The 18,284-nt window shown below is 71.2% G+C and carries 16 protein-coding genes; 9 read left to right on the top strand and 7 right to left on the bottom strand.

Translation table 11 applies throughout. The features are described from left to right. Positions 1-3 precede the first annotated feature (3 nt). Complete coding sequence (locus tag JNW87_RS39140; protein WP_255543293.1) at positions 4-129, top strand: hypothetical protein; 126 nt, start codon at positions 4-6, stop codon at positions 127-129. Here JNW87_RS39140 and JNW87_RS01750 read toward each other — a convergent pair. After that, on the bottom strand, positions 104-1,114 hold the full coding sequence (locus JNW87_RS01750; RefSeq protein WP_109804204.1) for a sugar ABC transporter permease: 1,011 nt from the start codon (positions 1,112-1,114) through the stop codon (positions 104-106). The genes JNW87_RS39140 and JNW87_RS01750 overlap by 26 nt on opposite strands. Continuing rightward, positions 1,114-1,410 carry a hypothetical protein gene (locus JNW87_RS01755; RefSeq protein ID WP_146231218.1) on the bottom strand — a complete coding sequence of 99 codons (297 nt, stop codon included), beginning with the start codon at positions 1,408-1,410 and terminating at the stop codon, positions 1,114-1,116. The genes JNW87_RS01750 and JNW87_RS01755 overlap by 1 nt, the downstream gene beginning before the upstream one ends. Positions 1,411-1,687: 277 nt before the next feature. Between JNW87_RS01755 and JNW87_RS01760 the strand changes: the two genes are divergently transcribed. Further along, positions 1,688-3,781, top strand: coding sequence for an alpha-galactosidase (locus JNW87_RS01760; RefSeq protein ID WP_238452829.1), 2,094 nt, complete (start codon positions 1,688-1,690; stop codon positions 3,779-3,781). A gap of 67 nt (positions 3,782-3,848) precedes the next feature. Here JNW87_RS01760 and JNW87_RS01765 read toward each other — a convergent pair whose 3' ends face one another. Further along, positions 3,849-4,805 (bottom strand): acetylxylan esterase, encoded by a 957-nt coding sequence (locus JNW87_RS01765; protein WP_109803090.1) that lies wholly within the window; start codon positions 4,803-4,805, stop codon positions 3,849-3,851. 132 nt (positions 4,806-4,937) lie between these two features. On the opposite strand from JNW87_RS01765, the gene JNW87_RS01770 reads away from it, so the two are divergent. From JNW87_RS01770 to JNW87_RS01785, 4 genes are read left to right on the top strand one after another with little or no spacing between them, the layout of a single operon-like run. Continuing rightward, positions 4,938-6,092 carry an ROK family transcriptional regulator gene (locus tag JNW87_RS01770; RefSeq protein WP_109803091.1) on the top strand — a complete coding sequence of 385 codons (1,155 nt, stop codon included), beginning with the start codon at positions 4,938-4,940 and terminating at the stop codon, positions 6,090-6,092. A gap of 57 nt (positions 6,093-6,149) precedes the next feature. Continuing rightward, positions 6,150-6,860 (top strand): (Fe-S)-binding protein, encoded by a 711-nt coding sequence (locus JNW87_RS01775; protein ID WP_109803092.1) that lies wholly within the window; start codon positions 6,150-6,152, stop codon positions 6,858-6,860. After that, the gene (locus tag JNW87_RS01780; protein ID WP_109803093.1) at positions 6,857-8,314 is read left to right on the top strand and encodes a lactate utilization protein B; all 1,458 of its coding nucleotides are present in this window, start codon (positions 6,857-6,859) and stop codon (positions 8,312-8,314) included. Before JNW87_RS01775 ends, JNW87_RS01780 begins: the two co-directional genes overlap by 4 nt. After that, positions 8,311-8,931 (top strand): LUD domain-containing protein, encoded by a 621-nt coding sequence (locus JNW87_RS01785; RefSeq protein ID WP_238452830.1) that lies wholly within the window; start codon positions 8,311-8,313, stop codon positions 8,929-8,931. Before JNW87_RS01780 ends, JNW87_RS01785 begins: the two co-directional genes overlap by 4 nt. A 36-nt stretch (positions 8,932-8,967) precedes the next feature. Here the strand turns inward: JNW87_RS01785 and JNW87_RS01790 are convergent, their stop codons facing one another. From JNW87_RS01790 to JNW87_RS01800, 3 genes are all read right to left on the bottom strand, one after another. Then, a complete protein-coding gene (locus JNW87_RS01790; protein WP_109803094.1) occupies positions 8,968-10,140 on the bottom strand; it encodes an ROK family transcriptional regulator in 1,173 nt (390 codons plus the stop codon). A 144-nt stretch (positions 10,141-10,284) separates the two neighbouring features. Further along, positions 10,285-12,768 (bottom strand): glycoside hydrolase N-terminal domain-containing protein, encoded by a 2,484-nt coding sequence (locus JNW87_RS01795; protein ID WP_109803095.1) that lies wholly within the window; start codon positions 12,766-12,768, stop codon positions 10,285-10,287. After that, positions 12,768-13,019, bottom strand: coding sequence for a sugar ABC transporter permease (locus tag JNW87_RS01800; protein ID WP_109803096.1), 252 nt, complete (start codon positions 13,017-13,019; stop codon positions 12,768-12,770). Before JNW87_RS01800 ends, JNW87_RS01795 begins: the two co-directional genes overlap by 1 nt. Before the next feature lie 200 nt (positions 13,020-13,219). Between JNW87_RS01800 and JNW87_RS01805 the strand changes: the two genes are divergently transcribed. Beyond that, on the top strand, positions 13,220-15,424 hold the full coding sequence (locus JNW87_RS01805) for an alpha-galactosidase (protein ID WP_109803097.1): 2,205 nt from the start codon (positions 13,220-13,222) through the stop codon (positions 15,422-15,424). Continuing rightward, a complete protein-coding gene (locus JNW87_RS01810; RefSeq protein WP_109803098.1) occupies positions 15,421-16,029 on the top strand; it encodes a GDSL-type esterase/lipase family protein in 609 nt (202 codons plus the stop codon). Before JNW87_RS01805 ends, JNW87_RS01810 begins: the two co-directional genes overlap by 4 nt. A gap of 106 nt (positions 16,030-16,135) precedes the next feature. Here the strand turns inward: JNW87_RS01810 and JNW87_RS01815 are convergent, their stop codons facing one another. Continuing rightward, a complete protein-coding gene (locus JNW87_RS01815; RefSeq protein ID WP_146231156.1) occupies positions 16,136-16,588 on the bottom strand; it encodes a hypothetical protein in 453 nt (150 codons plus the stop codon). 336 nt (positions 16,589-16,924) lie between these two features. Here JNW87_RS01815 and JNW87_RS01820 point away from each other — a divergent pair, with 336 nt between their 5' ends. Then, entirely contained in the window at positions 16,925-18,172 is a 1,248-nt protein-coding gene (locus tag JNW87_RS01820) for a MalY/PatB family protein (protein WP_109803100.1), read from the top strand. Positions 18,173-18,284 lie beyond the last annotated feature (112 nt).

Genomic DNA, 18,284 nt, shown 5'->3' on the forward strand with positions numbered 1-18,284 from the left:
GTGATGACGACCAGGAACACTCGGTCGCCGAACGGCTCGCGGACCTTCTTCGTGGCCGCCGGCTTCCGCCGCGGCCTGGACACGGTCGACGTCGTCGGCGTGCTCATCGCCATAGTCCACTCCCGGTGATCCGCTTGGCAGCGAAGTTGACCAGCAGCAGCAGGCAGAGGTTGACCACCGAGTTGAACAGGCCGACGGCGGTCGCCATGCTGAAGTCCGCGTTGATCAGGCCGGTCTTGTAGACGTAGGTGGGGATGATCTCCGACTGCGCCAGGTTCAGATCGTTCTGCAGCAGGTAGGCCTTCTCGAATCCGATCGCCATCATGTTTCCCACGCCGAGGATCAGGACGATCACCGCGGTGGGCATGATTCCCGGCAGGTCGATGTGCCGAATCCGTTGCAGCCGGCTGGCGCCGTCGATCTTGGCCGACTCGTGCAGCGCCGGATCGATGCCGGCGAGCGCGGCCATGTAGATGACGGCCGAATAACCCGCGGTCTGCCAGACGTCGGACCAGACATAGATGTGCCGGAAGTAGTTCGGATCGCCGAGGAAGTTGATCGGCGCGATCCCGAACAGCCCGAGCCCGTCGTTCACGACGCCGAGCCGCGGCGACAGCACGAGGATCGTCATCGAGACCACCACGACGGTGGAGATGAAGTAGGGCGCGTAGGTGACCATCTGCACGGTGCGCTTGAACCAGCCGTTGCCGATCTCGTTCAGCGCGATGGCAAGCATGATCGGGATCGGGAAGCTCGCCAGCACCAGGTAGAACGCCAGGATGAAGGTGTTCTCCAGCAGCGTGCCGAAAACCGGGTTGGTGAAGAACAGTTCGAAGTTCTTGAAGCCGATCCAGTCGCTGCCCCACGGCCCCTGGATGACGTTGTAGTCCTTGAACGCGATGACGGCGTTGCCGATCGGGATGTACTTGAAGATGACAAAGTACGCCAACGGCACGATCACCAGCAGGTACAGCTGCCAATGCAGCCGCCAGGATCGCTGCGCCTCGGCCCAGCGGCTACGCCGACGCGTGGGCGCGTTCCTGCGCCAAGGGGACCGGACCCGCAGCCGGGTCACGCCGGCCGGCGGACTCGGGCGCGGCGTGGTGATCGTCATCAGGCCACCCACAGGTCGTCGGTGGCGTCCAGGTCCCCACGGCGTACGCCCCGCGGCCGAACCGAGTCGTCCACTGGTCTGGTGCGGGTGATGGCACCCGGCTGCGGGATGTGCTCGACGTGCCTGCCGGCGGGGCTCGGCTTCGGACCGGGTGCGGCAGCCTGCGCCGGGACGTCGCTGGGGGCGGGCGTCGCGCCCAGCCGGGCGGCCAGCGCCGTTTGGCGGGTGCGGACGCGGCTCGCTCGCCCGGCGGAGAGGCCGCCGGGCTGCCCGGGGCTGCGTGACGGTGACCTCACAGTCACACCTCCTACTGGTGGGTGGGGGTGGTGCCGATTCGCGGTGTGGCCGGCCGGGGGCCGGATTGACGCGGGTGGGCCAGGGAACGACGAGCGACCGACGACTCACCGCGGGACTCAGCTGGGCGCCGGGTTGCGGGTGGACCGGTGACGGTCCGGGAAACATGGCCGAAACCTAGGCCCAATATTTAACTTCGTCAAGTATTGATTTAGGCTGGCGTGGGTCCTACTCTCGGCGGCACTCATCTGCGCGTCGCCCACCACCGCCGAGGACTTGATGCCCCCTGTGTTGTTCGATCCCGATCACCGCCTCTGGCTGTTGCGCGGCCCGACCACCGCGTACGCCATCCGGCTCGCCGACGACGACACCGTGCGACATGTCCACTGGGGAGCGACGCTGACGCTGACCGAGGCGGTGAAGGTTGCCGAGCGCATCTCCCCGGCGGCGAGCAGTTTCGAGGCGGTGGCCGCGGTGGACGAACTGGCGGTGGAGGGCGGCGCCCGCTTCGGACCACCCAGCCTGCTCGTGCGCTTCGCCGACGGCACCCGCGGCGTCCAGTGGCGGTACGCCGGCCACGACGTCGACGGCGGCCACCTGCGCATCCGGCTGCACGACCGGCACTACCCGCTGCGCCTCACCCTGCACTACCGGGTATGCGCCGACAGCGACGTGATCGAGCGGTGGACGACCGTCGAGAACCACGACGACCGCACCCCGATCACGGTGCTGCGCTGCGACTCCGCCGCCTGGGCGGCGCCGCACCGGACGGACTACCGGGTGAGCCACCTCGTCGGCGGCTGGAACAGCGAGTTCCAGCTCCGACGCACCGACGTCGCCGTGGCCGAGACGGTCTTCACCAGCCGGCGCGGGGTGACCAGCCACCACGCCAATCCCCGGCTCGCCGTCGACGACGGCACGGCAGGCGAGGAGCACGGCGAGGTCTGGAGCACCGCGCTGGCCTGGAGCGGCAGCTGGCGAATCACCTTGCACCGGGACCCGGTCGGCCGCACGACCTGGACGGGCGGCTTCGGCCACGAGGGGCTGACCTGGTCGCTGGCCCCCGGCGAGGCGCTGGACACCCCGGTGTTCGCCGGCCTCTACACGGCGGGCGGGTTCGGGGCTGCCAGCCGCGCCTGGCACGGGTACGTGCGCCGACACGTGCTGTCCCACCCGAACGAGACGCGACCCGTGCTCTACAACTCGTGGGAGGCGACCGGGTTCGACGTGGACGAGGTCGGCCAGATCGCCCTGGCGGCGCGCGCCGCGAGCCTCGGCGTCGAGCTGTTCGTGATGGACGACGGTTGGTTCGGCGCCCGCACCGGCGACCACGTGGGCCTCGGCGACTGGGTGCCCAACCCGGTCCGATTCCCCAACGGGCTGCGCCCGCTCGCAGCGGAGGTGCGGCGGCTCGGCATGCGCTTCGGCCTGTGGGTGGAACCGGAGATGGTCAACCCGGACAGCGACCTCTACCGGGCGCACCCGGACTGGGTGCTGCACATGACCAACCGCGACCGCACCGAGCTGCGCAACCAGCTGGTGCTGAACCTCGGCCGGCCGGACACCGCCGAATGGACCCACGCCTGGCTCGACCGGCTGGTGGCCGCGCACGACATCGACTTCCTCAAGTGGGACGCCAACCGGCCGTTCACCGAGGCCGGGTGGCCCGGGCACGGCGATCCCGACCGGCTGTGGATCGAGCACACCCGCGCGGTCTACCGGATCATGGACCGGCTGCGGGCCGACCACCCGGGCCTGCGCATCGAGGCGTGCGCCGGCGGCGGCGGGCGGGCCGACCTGGGCATCCTGGCCCGTACCGACCAGGTGTGGACGTCGGACAACACCGACCCGGTCGACCGGATCGACATCCAGCACGGCTTCAGCCAGCTCTACCCCGCCCAGGTCATGGGCGCCTGGGTCACCGACAGCCCGAACGCGGCCACCGCCCGGGAGACTCCGCTGCGGTTCCGGTTCCACGTCGCCATGGCCGGCGTTCTGGGCATCGGCGGCGACCTCGCCGCGTGGACCGACGACGAGCTCAAGGAGGCCGTCGAGCTGATCGCCGCGTACAAGCGCATCCGGCCGGTCGTCCAGCACGGTACGGCCTACCGGCTGCGCGGCGATGGCACGCTGACCGCGGTGCAGTACGCCCACGGCGACGAGCACGTGGTGCTCGCCTGGTGCCCGACCCGCCCGTACGGCCACGCAACCGCCCCATTGCGGCTGACCGCAGTGCGGCCGGAGGTGGTGTACCGGGACACCGACACGGGGGCGACGTACGCGGGTGCCGTGCTGCTCGGTTCCGGCCTGCCCCTCGACCTGCCGTCAGGCGACCACGCCAGCACGCTCGTCCACCTGCGGCCGGTGGGCTGAGCCGGGGCTCAAGGCCGGATCACGGATCAGGTTCGGGGCGGGCCGCGAGGCGCTGAACCTGCACCCGTCACCCCAACAGGTCTCGCAGCCAGCGCAACTGGATCGGTGGCTGGAACGTCGCGCCGCCCTCGTGCCCGTTGTACGGCCAGACCTGAAGCTCCTTCGGGCCCGCGTAATGGTTGTACGCGGCGAGCACGGTCGACGGTGGGCAGACGTCGTCCATCAACGCCACCGAGTAGAGCGCTGGTGCGGTGGCCCGCGCCGCGAAGTTGACGCCGTCGAAGTAGCCCAGCGTGCGGAACACCTGCTCGATCCGGTCACGGTTCGTCGCGCAGAAGTCCGCCAGCTCCTGATACGGGTGCGAGTCGGTGATCTCGGTGGCGCGCCGGAAGTGGGTCAGGAACGGCAGGTCGATCAGCGCGGCCCGTACCTGGCGGTGCAGGCCGGCGACCGCCTGCGCGATGCCGCCGCCCTGGCTGGCACCGGCGACGACGATCCGGGTGCGGTCCACGTCCGGGTGAGCGGCGGCCGCGTCCACCGCCCGCACCGCGTCGGTGAACAACCGGCGGTAGTAGTACTGCTCAGGGTCCAGCACGCCGCGCGTCAGCAGACCGGAGTGCTGCGGCGTGTCGCCGCCAGGCAGGTCGGGGGTGTCGCCGTCGCCCTGCCCGCGGGAGTCCACCACGAGCACCGCGTACCCGGCCGCCGGCCACAGCAGCCACTCGTGGGGCCGGCCCCGGCCGCCGCCGTAGCCGATGAACTGCACGACGCACGGCAGCGGCCCGGCCACGTCCGCAGGGGCGAGGAACCAGGCGGCCACGCGCTGTCCCTCGTAGCCGCTGAACCGCGCGTCCTGCACCCGCACGCCAGGCAGCAACGCGTCGTACGGGGTGAACTCCGGCTTCAGCTCGTGCCGCGCCGCGTCGGACAGCGTCGCCCGCCAGAACGCGTCGAAGTCGTCCGGCTCGACGCGTTCCGGGCAGTAAGTGAGCAGCTCGGCGAGGGGTAGGTCGAACAGAGCCACGCTATGCCTTTCCGGTTCAGAGGGGCGACGAAGCAGGGCGGTGACGGGCGGATGAGTGCGACCGAGCGTAGAATTTCCCAAGACACGAAATCAATACTTGACGAAGTTAAATATTAAGCCTAGGTTTGGGCCATGTATCCCAAGGCGGACGTCGTCGCGCCCGCGGTAACCGCCGTGTTCACCGCGGTGCTGACCGAAGGACCACTCAGTCGGGTCCGGCTCGCTCGCCGGCTCGGGTTGTCCTCCGCCGCTGTCACCAAGGCCGCACGGCCACTCATCGAGATGGGCTACCTGCACGAACTGGCCGCGACCGAGCGGACGGGACCGGGTGCCGGGCGGCCGGCCAGCCCCCTGGCCGTCCGGGCCGACCGCGAGTTCTTCGTCGGCGTGAAGATCACGGCTGACGAGCTGATCGGCGTCGTCTGCGATCTGTGCGCGCAGGTGCGCACCGCGATCCACCGGCCGCTGACCGACCCCGACGTCGAGGCCGTCCTCACCGAGCTCGGCCACCTCGTCGACGAGCTGCTCGACAGCCCCGGTGGCTACCGGGCGCGCACCCGCCGACTGGGGCTCGCCGTCTCCGGCGACGTGGACCCCACCACCGGCCTGGTCCGGTACTCGCCATTTCTGCGGTGGCACAACGTGCCGCTGCGCGAACGCGCGGAAAAGCTCACCGGGCTCACCGTCACGGTCGAGAACGACGTGAAGGCGCTGACCACCGCCGAGCACTGGTTCGGCGAGGGCGTGGGCGCGGAGTCGTTCGCCCTCGTCACGGTGGGCACCGGCATCGGCTGTGGCCTGGTCATCGGCGGCCGGCTCGTCTCCGGCTCGCACGGTGTCGCCGGCGAGATCGGCCACATCGGCATCGACGCGAACGGCCCCACCTGCCACTGCGGCGGCCGCGGCTGCGTGGAGGCCATCGCCGGCACCGATGCCATCGTCGGACAGGCGCGGCAACGCTCCGGACGGCCGGAGCTCACCTTCGACGAAGCGGTGGATCTGGCACGCCGCGGCGATGAGCGCGTCGGCGCCGTCTTCGCCCGCGCCGGCAACGCGATCGGCTGCGGCATCGCCGCGGTCGCGAACCTGGTCGGGCCGGCCCGGATCGTCGTGTCCGGCGAAGGCCTGGCCGCCTACGACCTGTTCGAGACACACATCCGTGCGGGCTTCGAGCGCCAGGCCTTCGGCGCCGCCGCCGAGTGCCCGTTGTCGATCCGCCCGCTGCCCTTCGAGGAGTGGGCGCGTGGAGCGGCCACGGTGAGCATCCAGGCGCTCGTCGCTTCCTGAATCCGGCGTCAACTCCACCCCAGCCGGAGTGCCGCCGAACGTCCCCGAGGACCCGCCGTGCGCATCGCCCTGTTCATCACCTGTGTCAACGACCTCGCCTATCCGCAGACCGGCATCGCGGTCACCCGCATCCTGCGGCGACTCGGTCACACCGTCGAGTTCCCCGTCGCGCAGACCTGCTGCGGTCAGATGCACGCCAACACCGGGTACCGGGCGGAGGCGGTGCCGATGGTCCGCGGCTTCGCCGACACCTTCGACGGCTACGACGCTGTCGTCGCGCCGTCCGGCTCGTGCACCGCCATGATCCGCGACCAGTACCCTCGCCTGCACCCGGCTGCGGCCTCCGTCGCCGGCCGCACCTATGAACTCTCCGAGCTGCTCGTGGACGTCCTCGGCGTCACCGACGTCGGCGCCGCGTTCGCGCAGACGGTCACCTACCATCCGACCTGCCACAGCCTGCGGATGCTGCGGCTGGGCGACAAGCCGCTCACCCTGCTGCGCCACGTCCGGGGGATCCGCCTCGTCGAACTCGACGACGCTACCGAGTGCTGCGGCTTCGGCGGCACCTTCGCGCTGAAGAACGCTGCGGTGTCCACCGCGATGCTCGCCGACAAGTGCGCCCGGGTACGCGAGACGGGCGCGGCGGTGCTCGCGGCGGCGGACAACTCATGCCTGGCCCACATCGGCGGCGGCCTGGACCGCGCCCGCTCCGGCGTACGGGCGATGCACTACGCCGAGATCCTCGCCATGACGGGACACTACGCATGAGACACCCCGCCACCCCCGCCGGAGTTCCGTCCACCGGCGGTGGCCGCATCCGCGCCCCGCTGCCGTTCCCTACCGCCGCCCGAAGCGCGGTCGCCGACGACCAGCTGCGCGCCAACCTGCACCGGGCCACCCGCACGATCCGCGGCAAACGGGTCCGGGCCGTCGACGAGGTCCCGGACTGGGCGGCGTTGCGCGATGCCGGGGCGGCGATCAAGGCCGATGTGCAGCGGCGGCTGCCCGAGCTGCTGGAGCGGTTCGAGGCGGCGGCCACGGCCGCCGGCGCCCGGGTGCACTGGGCCCGGGACGCGGCCGAGGCATGCCGGATCGTGGTCGAGCTGACCCGCGCGGCCGGCGCCGATGAGGTGGTGAAGGTCAAGTCCATGGCCACCCAGGAGATCGAGCTCAATGAGGCCCTGGCGGCGGCCGGCATCGCCGCCCACGAGACCGACCTCGCCGAGCTGATCGTGCAGCTCGGCGACGACACCCCGTCACACATCCTGGTGCCCGCGATCCACTACAACCGGACGCAGATCCGGGACATCTTCCGCCGCCGGATGGCCGACGCGCCCGCCGACCTGGGCGCGGAGCCGCGGGAGCTGGCCGAGGCGGCCCGCCTGCACCTGCGGCGCCGGTTCCTGGAGGCGAAGGTCGCCGTGTCCGGGGCGAACTTCGCGGTCGCCGACACGGGCACCCTGGTCGTGGTGGAGTCCGAGGGCAACGGGCGGATGTGCCTCACCCTGCCGCAGACCCTGATCAGCGTCGTCGGTGTCGAGAAGCTGGTGCCGAGCTTCGCCGATCTGGAGGTCTTCCTGCAACTGCTCCCGCGCTCCTCGACCGGCGAGCGGATGAACCCCTACACCTCGATGTGGACGGGGGTCACCCCGGGCGACGGCCCGCAGGACGTGCACGTGGTGCTCGTCGACAACGGACGTTCGGCGGTGCTGGCGGATCCGGTCGGCCGGTCGGCGCTGTCCTGCATCCGTTGCTCCGCCTGCCTCAACGTCTGCCCCGTCTATGGGCGGGCCGGTGGGCACGCGTACGGATCGGTGTATCCGGGGCCGATCGGGGCGATCCTGTCTCCGCAGCTGACCGGGGTGGCCGACAACGCGTCGCTGCCGTTCGCGTCCACGCTCTGCGGCGCCTGCGCCGACGTCTGCCCAGTCAAGATCGACATACCGGAGATCCTCGTCCACCTGCGTCAACAGGCACCGCACCCGGTGGCGGAGCGGACGGCCATGCGTACCCTCTCGTGGATCATGCGCAGCCCACGACGGTGGGCCCTCGCGTTGCGGGTTGCCCGCCGCGCCGCCGGCCCCCTGGGCGCCTGGCGGCATCGGCGGACCGGGACGCGCACCCTGCGCCGGCTGCCCTGGCCGGCGTCGGCGTGGACGCGGTCGCGCGACGCCCCGCTGCCCGCGCCGCAGACCTTCCGTGAATGGTGGGAAAAGCAGTGACCGCCCGAGCCGAGGTCCTCGCCCGCCTGCGGGCGGCGCTGGTCGACGCACCGACGCCGGTCGACGTGCCGCGCCACTATCGCCGCGTCGCCGAGTCCGTCGATCTGGTCGAGCTGTTCGTCGACCGGCTGGTGGACTACCGCGCGGTGGTCCACCACGGTTTCGATGCTCTCCCGCGTCTGCTGGCCGGCGTCGACCGGCTCGCGGTGCCCGACGACATCCCCGGGCACTGGCTGACCGGCTTCGCCGGGCAGGTCCGCCGGGACACACCCCCTCTGTCGCCGGCCGACCTCGACGGCATGGACGCCGTACTGACCGGCTGCGCGGTAGCGGTGGCCGACACCGGCACCATCGTGCTGGACGCCGGTCAAGCCCAGGGACGCCGGGTGCTGACGCTCGTTCCCGACCGGCACATCTGTGTCGTCCGGACCGGCCAGATCGTGGGCCTGGTGCCCGAGGCCGTCGCCCGGCTCGACCCGCGCGCGCCGCAGACCTGGATCTCCGGCCCGTCGGCGACCAGCGACATCGAGCTGGACCGGGTGGAGGGGGTGCACGGGCCCCGCCGACTGGAGGTCGTCCTGATCCCCGACGACGACGTGATCGCACCCGGCCGCTGACCGAAGTCACGCCGCGGCCCGGGCCCCGGCCGCGCTTCAGATCCGGTTCTCCGCCAATCGGCGGATAGCCGAGGCTGCGGCGCCGCGTGCCCAGTCCTCAAAGGTGTGCGGGCGCGTGACGATCCGGCAGCGGCTCGCCGCGCCGAATGCGTGCTCGGCGTACGCCGCACGCAGGTGTTCCTCGAAGAGGTCGAAGTCGCTCACCGCCTCGCCGCCGATGATGACGAGTTCGGGCCCGGCGAGGTTCACCAGTGTCGCGATCGCCGTGCCGATCACGGTCGCTGCCTGCTCGAACGTCCGGACGGCGATGGGGTCGCCGCGGTGCGCCAGGTCGAGGACCTCGTCGATCGACAGATCCTTGCCGTGGCCTCGGGAGACCTCGGCGACGATGGCGGGGGTGCCTGCGACCGCCTCGACGCAGCCGCGGCGACCACAGGGGCAGATCCGGTCCGGCGAGGTCAGCGGGAGGTGCCCGATCTCGCCCGCGACGCCGTAGGCACCTTCGACGACCGCCCCGTTGACGTGTATGCCGCTGCCGATGCCGCGGCCGATCGTGACGATCGCGAAGGAAGCGGTGCCCACGCCCACGCCGAACCAGTGCTCCCCGATCGTGAGGGCGCGAACGTCGTTCTCGACCAGCACGTCGCGGTCGAGGCGGCCGGTCAGGATCTTCCCGAGCGGCACATCGGTCCAGCCCATGATCGCAGACTCGCGGACGATGCCGCTGTGCGCGTCGACGTCGCCGGAGACGGTGACCCCGACGGCGCAGATGCGTTCGGCTCGCACGCCGAGCAGGTCTACGAGTGTGGTCCCGGTCGCCTCGATGGCGTCGACGACGATGTCGAGGTTGGTGGAACGGAGCGGACGCCGGTCGCTGGCCAGGATGCTCGTCGTCAGATCGGTCGCCACGCCGACGATTTCGTCGGCGTTGACCTTGATGCCGACGAAGACCAGCGCATCGGGAACGACCATGACCGGGTTCGCCGGCCGCCCTGGCTGCCCGTCGCGCTGCGACTCGAGCTGGTCGGAGACGAGGCCGGCCCCGATGAGCGGCGCGACCGCCTTCGTGACCGCCGCTTGCGAGAGGCCCGTGAGCCGGGCGATGTCGATGCGGGTGATCGGGCCCCGCGTGAGGATGCTCTTGAAGACCTCGGCCGCCGCCGCGGAGGCCCCTCGGAGCAGCGAGACTGCGGCGGCTGCTTCGCTCATTCCCGGGATCCCTCTTGCTTGGACGCCGGCCAGGGCGTGGTAACGCGTCGATCGGACACTACGGTAGTCAGCGAGCGGGGCGGAGCCGGCGCCGTCACTGACGCCCGGTTGGGTGGGTGTGGTGGGTCTGATGTGCCGGCGCGTTCATACGCTCGGCGGTGAAGGCCGGCGGGTGCGCCGATGGCGCTGACGCTGTCGGCGAAGATGCGATGTCCAGGTCGGCGCGGGGTGGTCGGACGGCCGTAGCGTGACCTCGCCGTGTGCCGGGAGCTCGAATTCGAGCAGCCGGTCGCCGTGCTCGACGACGATCCGGTGCGGGGCGCCGCGAACGTCGCGGATCACGGCGGTCTCGACGGCGCTGTCCGCCCAGGCGAGGTCGACCTCGAGTCCGCCGCGTGCGCGCAACCCCGCTACCCGGCCGCAGGGCCATTCCGCAGGCAGTGCGGGCAGCAGCCGGATGCGGCCGTGGTGGCTCTGCACGAGCATCTCGGCGATCCCCGCCGTGAACCCGTAATTGCCGTCGATCTGGAAGGGCGGGTGCGTGCTGAACAGGTTCGGCAGGAGCCCGCCCCACTCGGATCCGTCGACGGGGGCGAGCCTGCGGTGGTCGCGGTCGAATGCGGTGATCGCCTCGAGCAGTAGTGCTCGGGCTTCGGCGGCGTCGCCGAGCCGGGCTCGAAGCGCGATCTTCCACGCCCACGACCAGCCCATCGCCCCGGGTCCGCGGGCGTCGAGGAAGCGGCGCGCCGCTTCGGCGAGCTCGGGCGTGCGGACGGGGTCGATGAGACCGAGCGGGTAGAGCGCGACGAGCGGAGACATGTGCCGATGGTGCGGGTCCTCGTCCGCGACATCCGTCGACCATTCGCGCAGCCGGCCGTCGGGGCCGACCTCGAGCTCGGGGAGCCGTTCGAGGGCGGCGGCGAGGTCGACGTCGAGCGGGTCGTCGAGGCCGAGCACGGCGATGGCCGAGCGGGCGCGCTCGAACAGCGCTCGGATGAGGGCGATGTCCGTCGTCGTCGAGACGCTGAGCGCTTCGGGCCGTCCATCGGGGCCGACGAACAGGTTCTCGGGCGAGGTCGACGGGATGGTGCGCAGCTGGCCGGTCACGGGGTCGTCGACGAGCCAGTCGAGGCAGAACAGCGCTGCCCCGCGCATGAGCGGCCATACGGTGTGCTCGAGCAGTTTGAGGTCGCCGGTGAACTCGTAATGGTCCCAGAGGTTGTGGGTGAGCCAGACGCCGCCCATCATCCAGATCGCCCAGCTCGGGCCGCCGTGACCCATGCCGACCGGCAGGCTCCAGCCCCAGAGGTCGCTATTGTGGTGGGCGACCCAGCCGCGGGCGCCGTAGAGGCGGGCCGCGACGTCGGAGCCGGTGCTCGCGATCCGCCGCACGAGTGCGATCAGCGGGTCGGTCGAATCGTCGAGTCCGACCACCGGTGCCGCCCAGTAGTTCATCTGCGTGTTGATGTTGATCGTGTAGTTGGACGACCAGGGCGGTCTGAGCTCGTCGTTCCAGATCCCCTGCAGGTTCGCGGCGGGATTGCCCGAGCGAGACGACGCTGCGAGCAGGTAGCGGCCGTACTCGGCGAGCACGGTCGCCCGGAGGCCATCGTCGTCGCCCTGGAGAATGTCGCGCTCGACGTCCCAGGTGCCGGCCCGCCGACCGCCGATCGCGAAGCGCGCCCCCGAGGCATGGTCCCGCACGTCCGCGAGGTGCTCGGAGAACCGCTCGTCCGCCGTCTGCCGCAGGGCGGCCGTCGCGTTCGAGAGCGCGCGCTCCCGGATCTCCTCGCGGGAGGAGCTGCGCCAGTCGGCGCCGTCAGGGTCGGCCCACCACGATGCGGCCCGGCTCGACGTGGAAAGAGCGATCAGCAGCCGGCTCGCCCCGCGGATCCGCAGGGTGTCGCCGACGGAACCCTCGGTTCCGTCGCTTCGCACCGCGAGCGCCGCGACCGCGAAGTGGTCGAAGCCGTCGGCTTCACCGGAGAGGAAGCGATGAGCCGGCTCCACGGCCGTTTCGTGCAGGGGGGCACCGTCGATCGGCGCGACCACGTCGAGGGTGATGCCTGTCGCGGCGGTGTCGCGTCCCGCCTCGCACAGGCGCGTCGACAGGCGTATGTCGACGTCGAGCACCGGCCGGTCGGCGAGGTACTCGACGAACAGGCAACCGGCAGGCGCGGAGACGAAGGTGCGGCGCGTGGCGGCGGCGCCGTCGATCGCGAGCGATTCGGTCACGTGCGCCTCGTCGAGGTCGAGGATGCGGGCGGGCCGGCCTTCCGCGACGGCCGCGCCGCGCGTCTCGAGCTCCAGATCGACGAACGGCAGGAACTCCTGGGAGTACGGGCCCTGAAAACTCATCAGGAGCGCTTCGGCACGTCGGAGGTCTCCGGCATCGATCGCCGACCGGATCTCGGCGAGGCGTTCGGGCCCGGCTCCGTGCGCCACGAGATCGGCGAGCGCGTCGGCCGGCCCGTCGGGGTGACCCGACCAGATGGTCGCGTCGTTGACCTGGATGCGCGTCTGAGCGCCACCGAAGACCATCGCACCGATGCGGCCGTTGCCGAGGGGCGTGGCCTCCACCCACTCGCGTGCGGGCTGCCGCCAGGCGAGGCGGAGCGTCTCGGCCATCAGTTGATTCCCGCGCCGAGCGAGCACCAGAAGAACTGGTCGCCTGCGAGCTTCACGTGGTTGCCGAAGCCGACCCAGCGGGGCCGGGTGAGGACCGCGTAGCCGGCGAAGCTCAAGCAGAGGCCGCGGAGCGCCGGGTAGACCGCGAAGCCGACGAACGAGGGCGCGATGAGCGCCCAGGCGAGCCGTGCGTCCCCGCGGTGGGCCGGGGAGCTCGCGTTGATCGGGCGGCGCGGCGTCTTACGCCGCATCGCCTGTAGCGGTGGCCGCGTTTCGCGAGCCGTTGATTTCCAAAGCGCCATTGGTCTTCCTGCTCCCGCATGTTCGACCTGTCGCGCGGTGCTCGACGGCGAGGTGACCGACTTCCCCTGCGCTTGCCGCGACAGCGTAGACATGATTAATTTACGGCGTCAAGTAACTTCCCTGTAGCCGTCCACGGAGGCTGTGACCCATGCTTTCCGGCGCCGAAGCCGTACTCACCCTGCGTGCCGGAGGCACCGCCTTCATCGTCGAGGTGCGCCATCCCACCCCCCGAGTCCTGCACTGGGGGGCGGATCTCGGAGAGCCGACGGACGGCCGCGACGAGGAGCTTCGGCTCACCGCCGAACCCGCCATCCTCAACAACTCGCCCGACGAACCCAGGGTCCTGTCCGTGTGGCCGAGCGAGTACGACGGCTGGTCGGGCACCACCGCGCAGTCGGGGAACGCGGCGGGGTACGCGACGACCCCGCGGCCCCTGCTCGAGTCGCATCGCATCGACGTCCCGGGCGACGGCGTCGGCGGCAGCATCGAGTTCCGATTCGTCGACCGGGTGACGGCGCTTCGGTCCACCGTCGTCTACGAACTGGACCGTTTCGGCGTGCTCGCCGTTCGGATGAGCATCGAACGCGACGCGGCCCTCAACGCGTCGACCGGTGGCGCGCCGTACACGCTCGACGGCCTCCTCGCGCTCATGCCCGTGCCCGAACGGGCGACCGAGCTGCTCGACTTCACCGGGAAGTGGTGCCGTGAGCGCGCTCCGCAGCGCACGCCGTTCGGGTTCGGCACGCACGTGCGCGCCGCGCATCGCGGCAAGCCCGGGCACGACTCGCCCTACCTCCTCGTCGCGGGGACGCAGTCGTTCGGCTTCGGCCACGGCGAGGTCTGGGCGATGCACCTGGCGTGGAGCGGCGAGCAGCGCTACCTCGCCGAACGCCTCCCCGAAGGAGCCGGCGCCTTCTCCGCCGTCATCGGCGCGGGTGAGTCCCTGCACTCGGGCGAGGTCATCCTCGCCGACGGGGACCGCTACGAGGCGCCGACGGTGCTGTTCATCTGGTCGGATGCCGGCACCGACGGCGTCGCGGATCGCCTGCACCGCCGACTGCGCAGCCGGCCGAGCCATCCCTCGACGCCGCGACCGCTGGTGCTGAACACCTGGGAGGCCGTCTACTTCGACCACGACCTCGACCGGCTCACCCAGCTCGTGAAACGAGCCGCCGAGGTGGGCGTCGAGCGGATCGTGCTCGACGACGGCTGGTTCCATCGGCGCCGCGCGGCCGACGCCGGCCTCGGCGACTGGTTCGTCGACCGCGACGTGTGGCCCGACGGCCTTGGCCCGTTCGTCGAGGTCGTGCGTTCCCACGGCCTGCAGTTCGGGCTCTGGTTCGAGCCAGAGATGGTCAACCTCGACTCGGCGCTCGCCGAACGGCATCCGGATTGGATCCTCGGGCCGAGCGCCGGTCTCGGGTCGAGTTCAAGGCAGCAGTACGTGCTCGACATCGCCCGCCCCGAGGCGTACGAATACCTGCTGACCCGCATCGACGCTCTCGTCCGTGAGCACTCGATCGACTATCTCAAGTGGGACCACAACCGCGACCTGCTCGAGGCGGTCAGCCGCGAGGCGAGCGGCGACCGGCCGAACGTCCGCCGGCAGACGCTCGCGCTCTACCGGCTGCTCGACGAGCTGCGCGAACGGCACCCGGGCCTGGAGATCGAGACGTGTTCCGGCGGCGGCGGGCGTGTCGATCTCGGCATCCTCGACCGCACCGATCGGGTGTGGGCCTCGGACTGCAATGACCCGGTGGAACGTGTGCAGATCGAGCGGTGGACGCGGGCACTCGTGCCGCCGGAACTCATCGGCTCGCACGTCGGACCGGCCCGGGCCCACACCACCTCCCGCACCACCGACCTGTCGTTCCGGCTCGTCGCGTCGCTCACGGCGCACGCGGGTATCGAGCAGGACCTCACCGTCGCGAGCGACGACGAACTCGCGACCATCGCCGCGTGGTCGCAGCTGTACCGCGAGTTCCGCCCGTTCCTCCACACGGGGCGGGTCGTCAACGCCGACCTCGCTGACGACGCGACCGCGCTCTACGGCACCGTCGCCCGCGACGGCTCGAGGGCCTTGTTCACCTGGGTGCGGTTCCAGACCTCCGCGGCCGGCCAGTCCGGCCGGGTCCGCTTCCCCGGACTCGACCGCACCGCCCGCTACCGAGTCGTCATCCGAGAGGAACTCGGCGCGGCGAGCCGGCACCAGGGGCGAGACCCCGAGTGGGTGGCCCGAGCCGCCGAACACCCGATCGAGCTCTCCGGCGCCGTGCTCGCGGGGGCCGGCGTTCCCATGCCGACGCTCAACCCGCAGCAGGCGATGCTCATCGACATCGGAAGGATCTCATGAACCAGCCGACCATCCTCTTCGCCGGCGACAGCGTCACCGACTGCGGGCGGCGTGAAGACTCAGCCGGGCTCGGAGACGGATACGTCCTCCGGATCGCTGAGACCCTGGGGGGCGAGGCGCACTGGCTCAACCGCGGGATCAGCGGCGATCGGAGCCGCGATCTCCGCGAGCGGTGGGACCGAGATGTGCTGGCGGCGCGGCCGGCGCTCGTTAGCGTGCTCGTCGGCGTCAACGACACCTGGCGACGCTACGACAGCGACGACCCGACCCCGGCGGCGGACTTCGAGGCGAACTGTCGCGCGCTGCTCGAGCCACTCGCCGCCGACCGCGTCGGACTCGTGCTCATCGAGCCCTTCCTGCTCCCGGTGCGGGCGGAGCAGGTCGCCTGGCGTGAGGACCTCGAACCGAAGATCGCGATAGTGCGGAGCCTCGCGCGGGACTATGACGCCGCGCTCGTGCCGGCGGACGCGGCCCTCAACGCCGTCGGCGACGCAGCCGGACTCGCGCCCGACGGCGTGCATCCAAGTCATCGCGGTCACGAGGTGCTCGCGGCGCTGTGGCTTGAACACGCGGCTTCCCAGTTGACGGCGGTGCTCCGACGTTGAGGTGACGAGCCGGCCCGCCGCCTCCGGCAGGCCGTCCCTGTTCGGGGCCGGCCCCACCCACGCCTGGCGCGACCGTAGCCGGTCCGGCCGCCAGGCGTGGGTGGGGTCAGGACTTGGACAGGGTCACGATCGACGTGTCGTCGACCGTGACGGAGTCGCCGTACTCGTTGTAGTAGGCGGTCGCCTGGGTGCTGACCTCGGCGTCGCCCTTCCCGAACGGCGTAGTGCCATTCGGCGTGGCCGAGGCCGTCCACTCCACCGCCGTACCCGGCGTGCAGTTCACCAGGGCACCAAAGGTGCCGCGGACCAGCTCCTTCTTGACCACCTGGAAGACGGCGCCGGTGAGCGATACGGACGCGGGCTGGTCGCACGTCACGGTGCCGTGCACCATCGCTTTGCCGCTCACCGCACTGGCCGTGCCGTCGCTGGCGACGGCGAGCTGAAGGTCCAGGGCGGCCATGGTCTCGGCCTGTGCCGGCGCCACAGTGGCCAGTCCAGCGAGCACACCGGTGATCGACAAGGCGGCCGCGACAGCCGCCCTGCGCCATTGTCTTTGCATCCCCGTTTCCTCTCTGTGCGACAAACAGCCGCCCGGGCGGTTTCCCGGAGACAGCTGTCCGGCAATTACCGCATGTCTCACCGATCCTGTTGGACCCTGGCGGCATACTCCCCCAAATGGTGTCAACGACGGTGACCGGACGGCCGCGCCGTTGGCGACCGGCGGCGAGAGGAGGAGCAGAGATCGAGGAGCGGGTTCGGCAGATCCACCGCTGGCTGTCCATTGCCTTTACTTCTTGATGTAGTCGGCCCGCCGGTCCGCATCCTCCTTCGTCGCGAACACCTCGACCACCAAGCCACGGTCGGTGACATCGACGTACAGCCTAGGGTGGGCGGCATGGCAACCCCTGCCCCCTCGGCCGACGGCTTCGCGGCCCAGAATCCGCTCACCCTGCTCACGCTGGACGAACTCCGGCAGCGCAGCAGCGTGAAGTGGCGCATGCACCCGCCCGACGTGCTCCCCCTCTGGGTCGCCGAGCAGGACGTACCCCTCGCTCCTCCCGTGGCCGACGCGCTCCGCCGCGCGATCGACCTCGGTGACACCGGCTACGCGCACGGGACGGCGTACGCCGAGGCGCTCGGCGAGTTCGCCGCCCGGCGCTGGGGCTGGCACGACTTCCGCGTCGACCACACCAGGGTCGTACCGGACGTGATGATGGGCGTCGTCGAGGCACTCCGGCTCGTGACCGACCTCGGCGACGCGGTGGTGGTCTGCTCCCCCGTCTACCCGCCCTTCTACGCCTTCGTCAGCCACGCCGGCCGGCAGGTGATCGAAGCCCCGCTCGGACCCGACCTGCGGATGGACCCCGCCGCTCTCGACGAGGCCTTCCGCCGGGCCCGGGCCTGCGGCCGCCGGCCGGCGTTCCTGCTGTGCAACCCGCACAACCCGACCGGCGTCGTCCACCGCCGTGACGAGCTCGAAGCCGTCGCCGAACTGGCCGGCCGGCACCGCCTGCGGGTGATCTCCGACGAGATCCACGCCCCCCTGGTGCTGCCCGGGACGCACTTCACTCCGTACCTCACGGTGGCCGGCGCCCAGAACGCGTTCGCCCTGACCTCCGCCTCCAAGGCGTGGAACCTCGCCGGCCTCAAGGCGGCGCTCGCGGTCGCCGGGCCGCAGGCCGCCGCCGACCTCGAGCGCCTGCCGGAGGAGGTCAGCCACGGGCCCAGCCACCTGGGCGTCATCGCGCACACCGCCGCGTTCCGCGCCGGCGGGCCGTGGCTCGACCTCCTCCTCGGCGGCCTCGACGGCAACCGCACGCTGCTGGCGACGCTGCTGGCGAAGCACCTCCCATCCGTCAAATACCACCGCCCCGAGGGCACCTACCTCGCCTGGCTGGACTGCACGGGCCTGGGCATCGCCACCGAGCAGCCGGACGGCGAACCCGGCGTGGCCAGCGACGTCGCCGGGCCCGCGAAGATGTTCCTCGACCGCGCACGGGTCGCCCTCAGCTCCGGGCACGTCTTCGGCAGCGGCGGGGCAGGCTTCGTACGACTCAACTTCGCCACCTCACCCACGATCCTCACCGACGCCGTCACCCGCATGGGCCGGGCAGTCGACGCGCACCACCCGTCGGCGGGCTGAGCCCGCGGTCCCGGCACGTGCCGTCACTGCCGTTCGCACCCGCCTGACGAGAGGCGTGGGCAGCCAAAAAGTTTTGTTCGGTTCCTACAAATGGTGCCGCCTCGGGTTCGGT

It is taken from the genome of Micromonospora sp. ATA51 (assembly GCF_016802855.1).
Classification (GTDB): domain Bacteria; phylum Actinomycetota; class Actinomycetes; order Mycobacteriales; family Micromonosporaceae; genus Micromonospora; species Micromonospora sicca.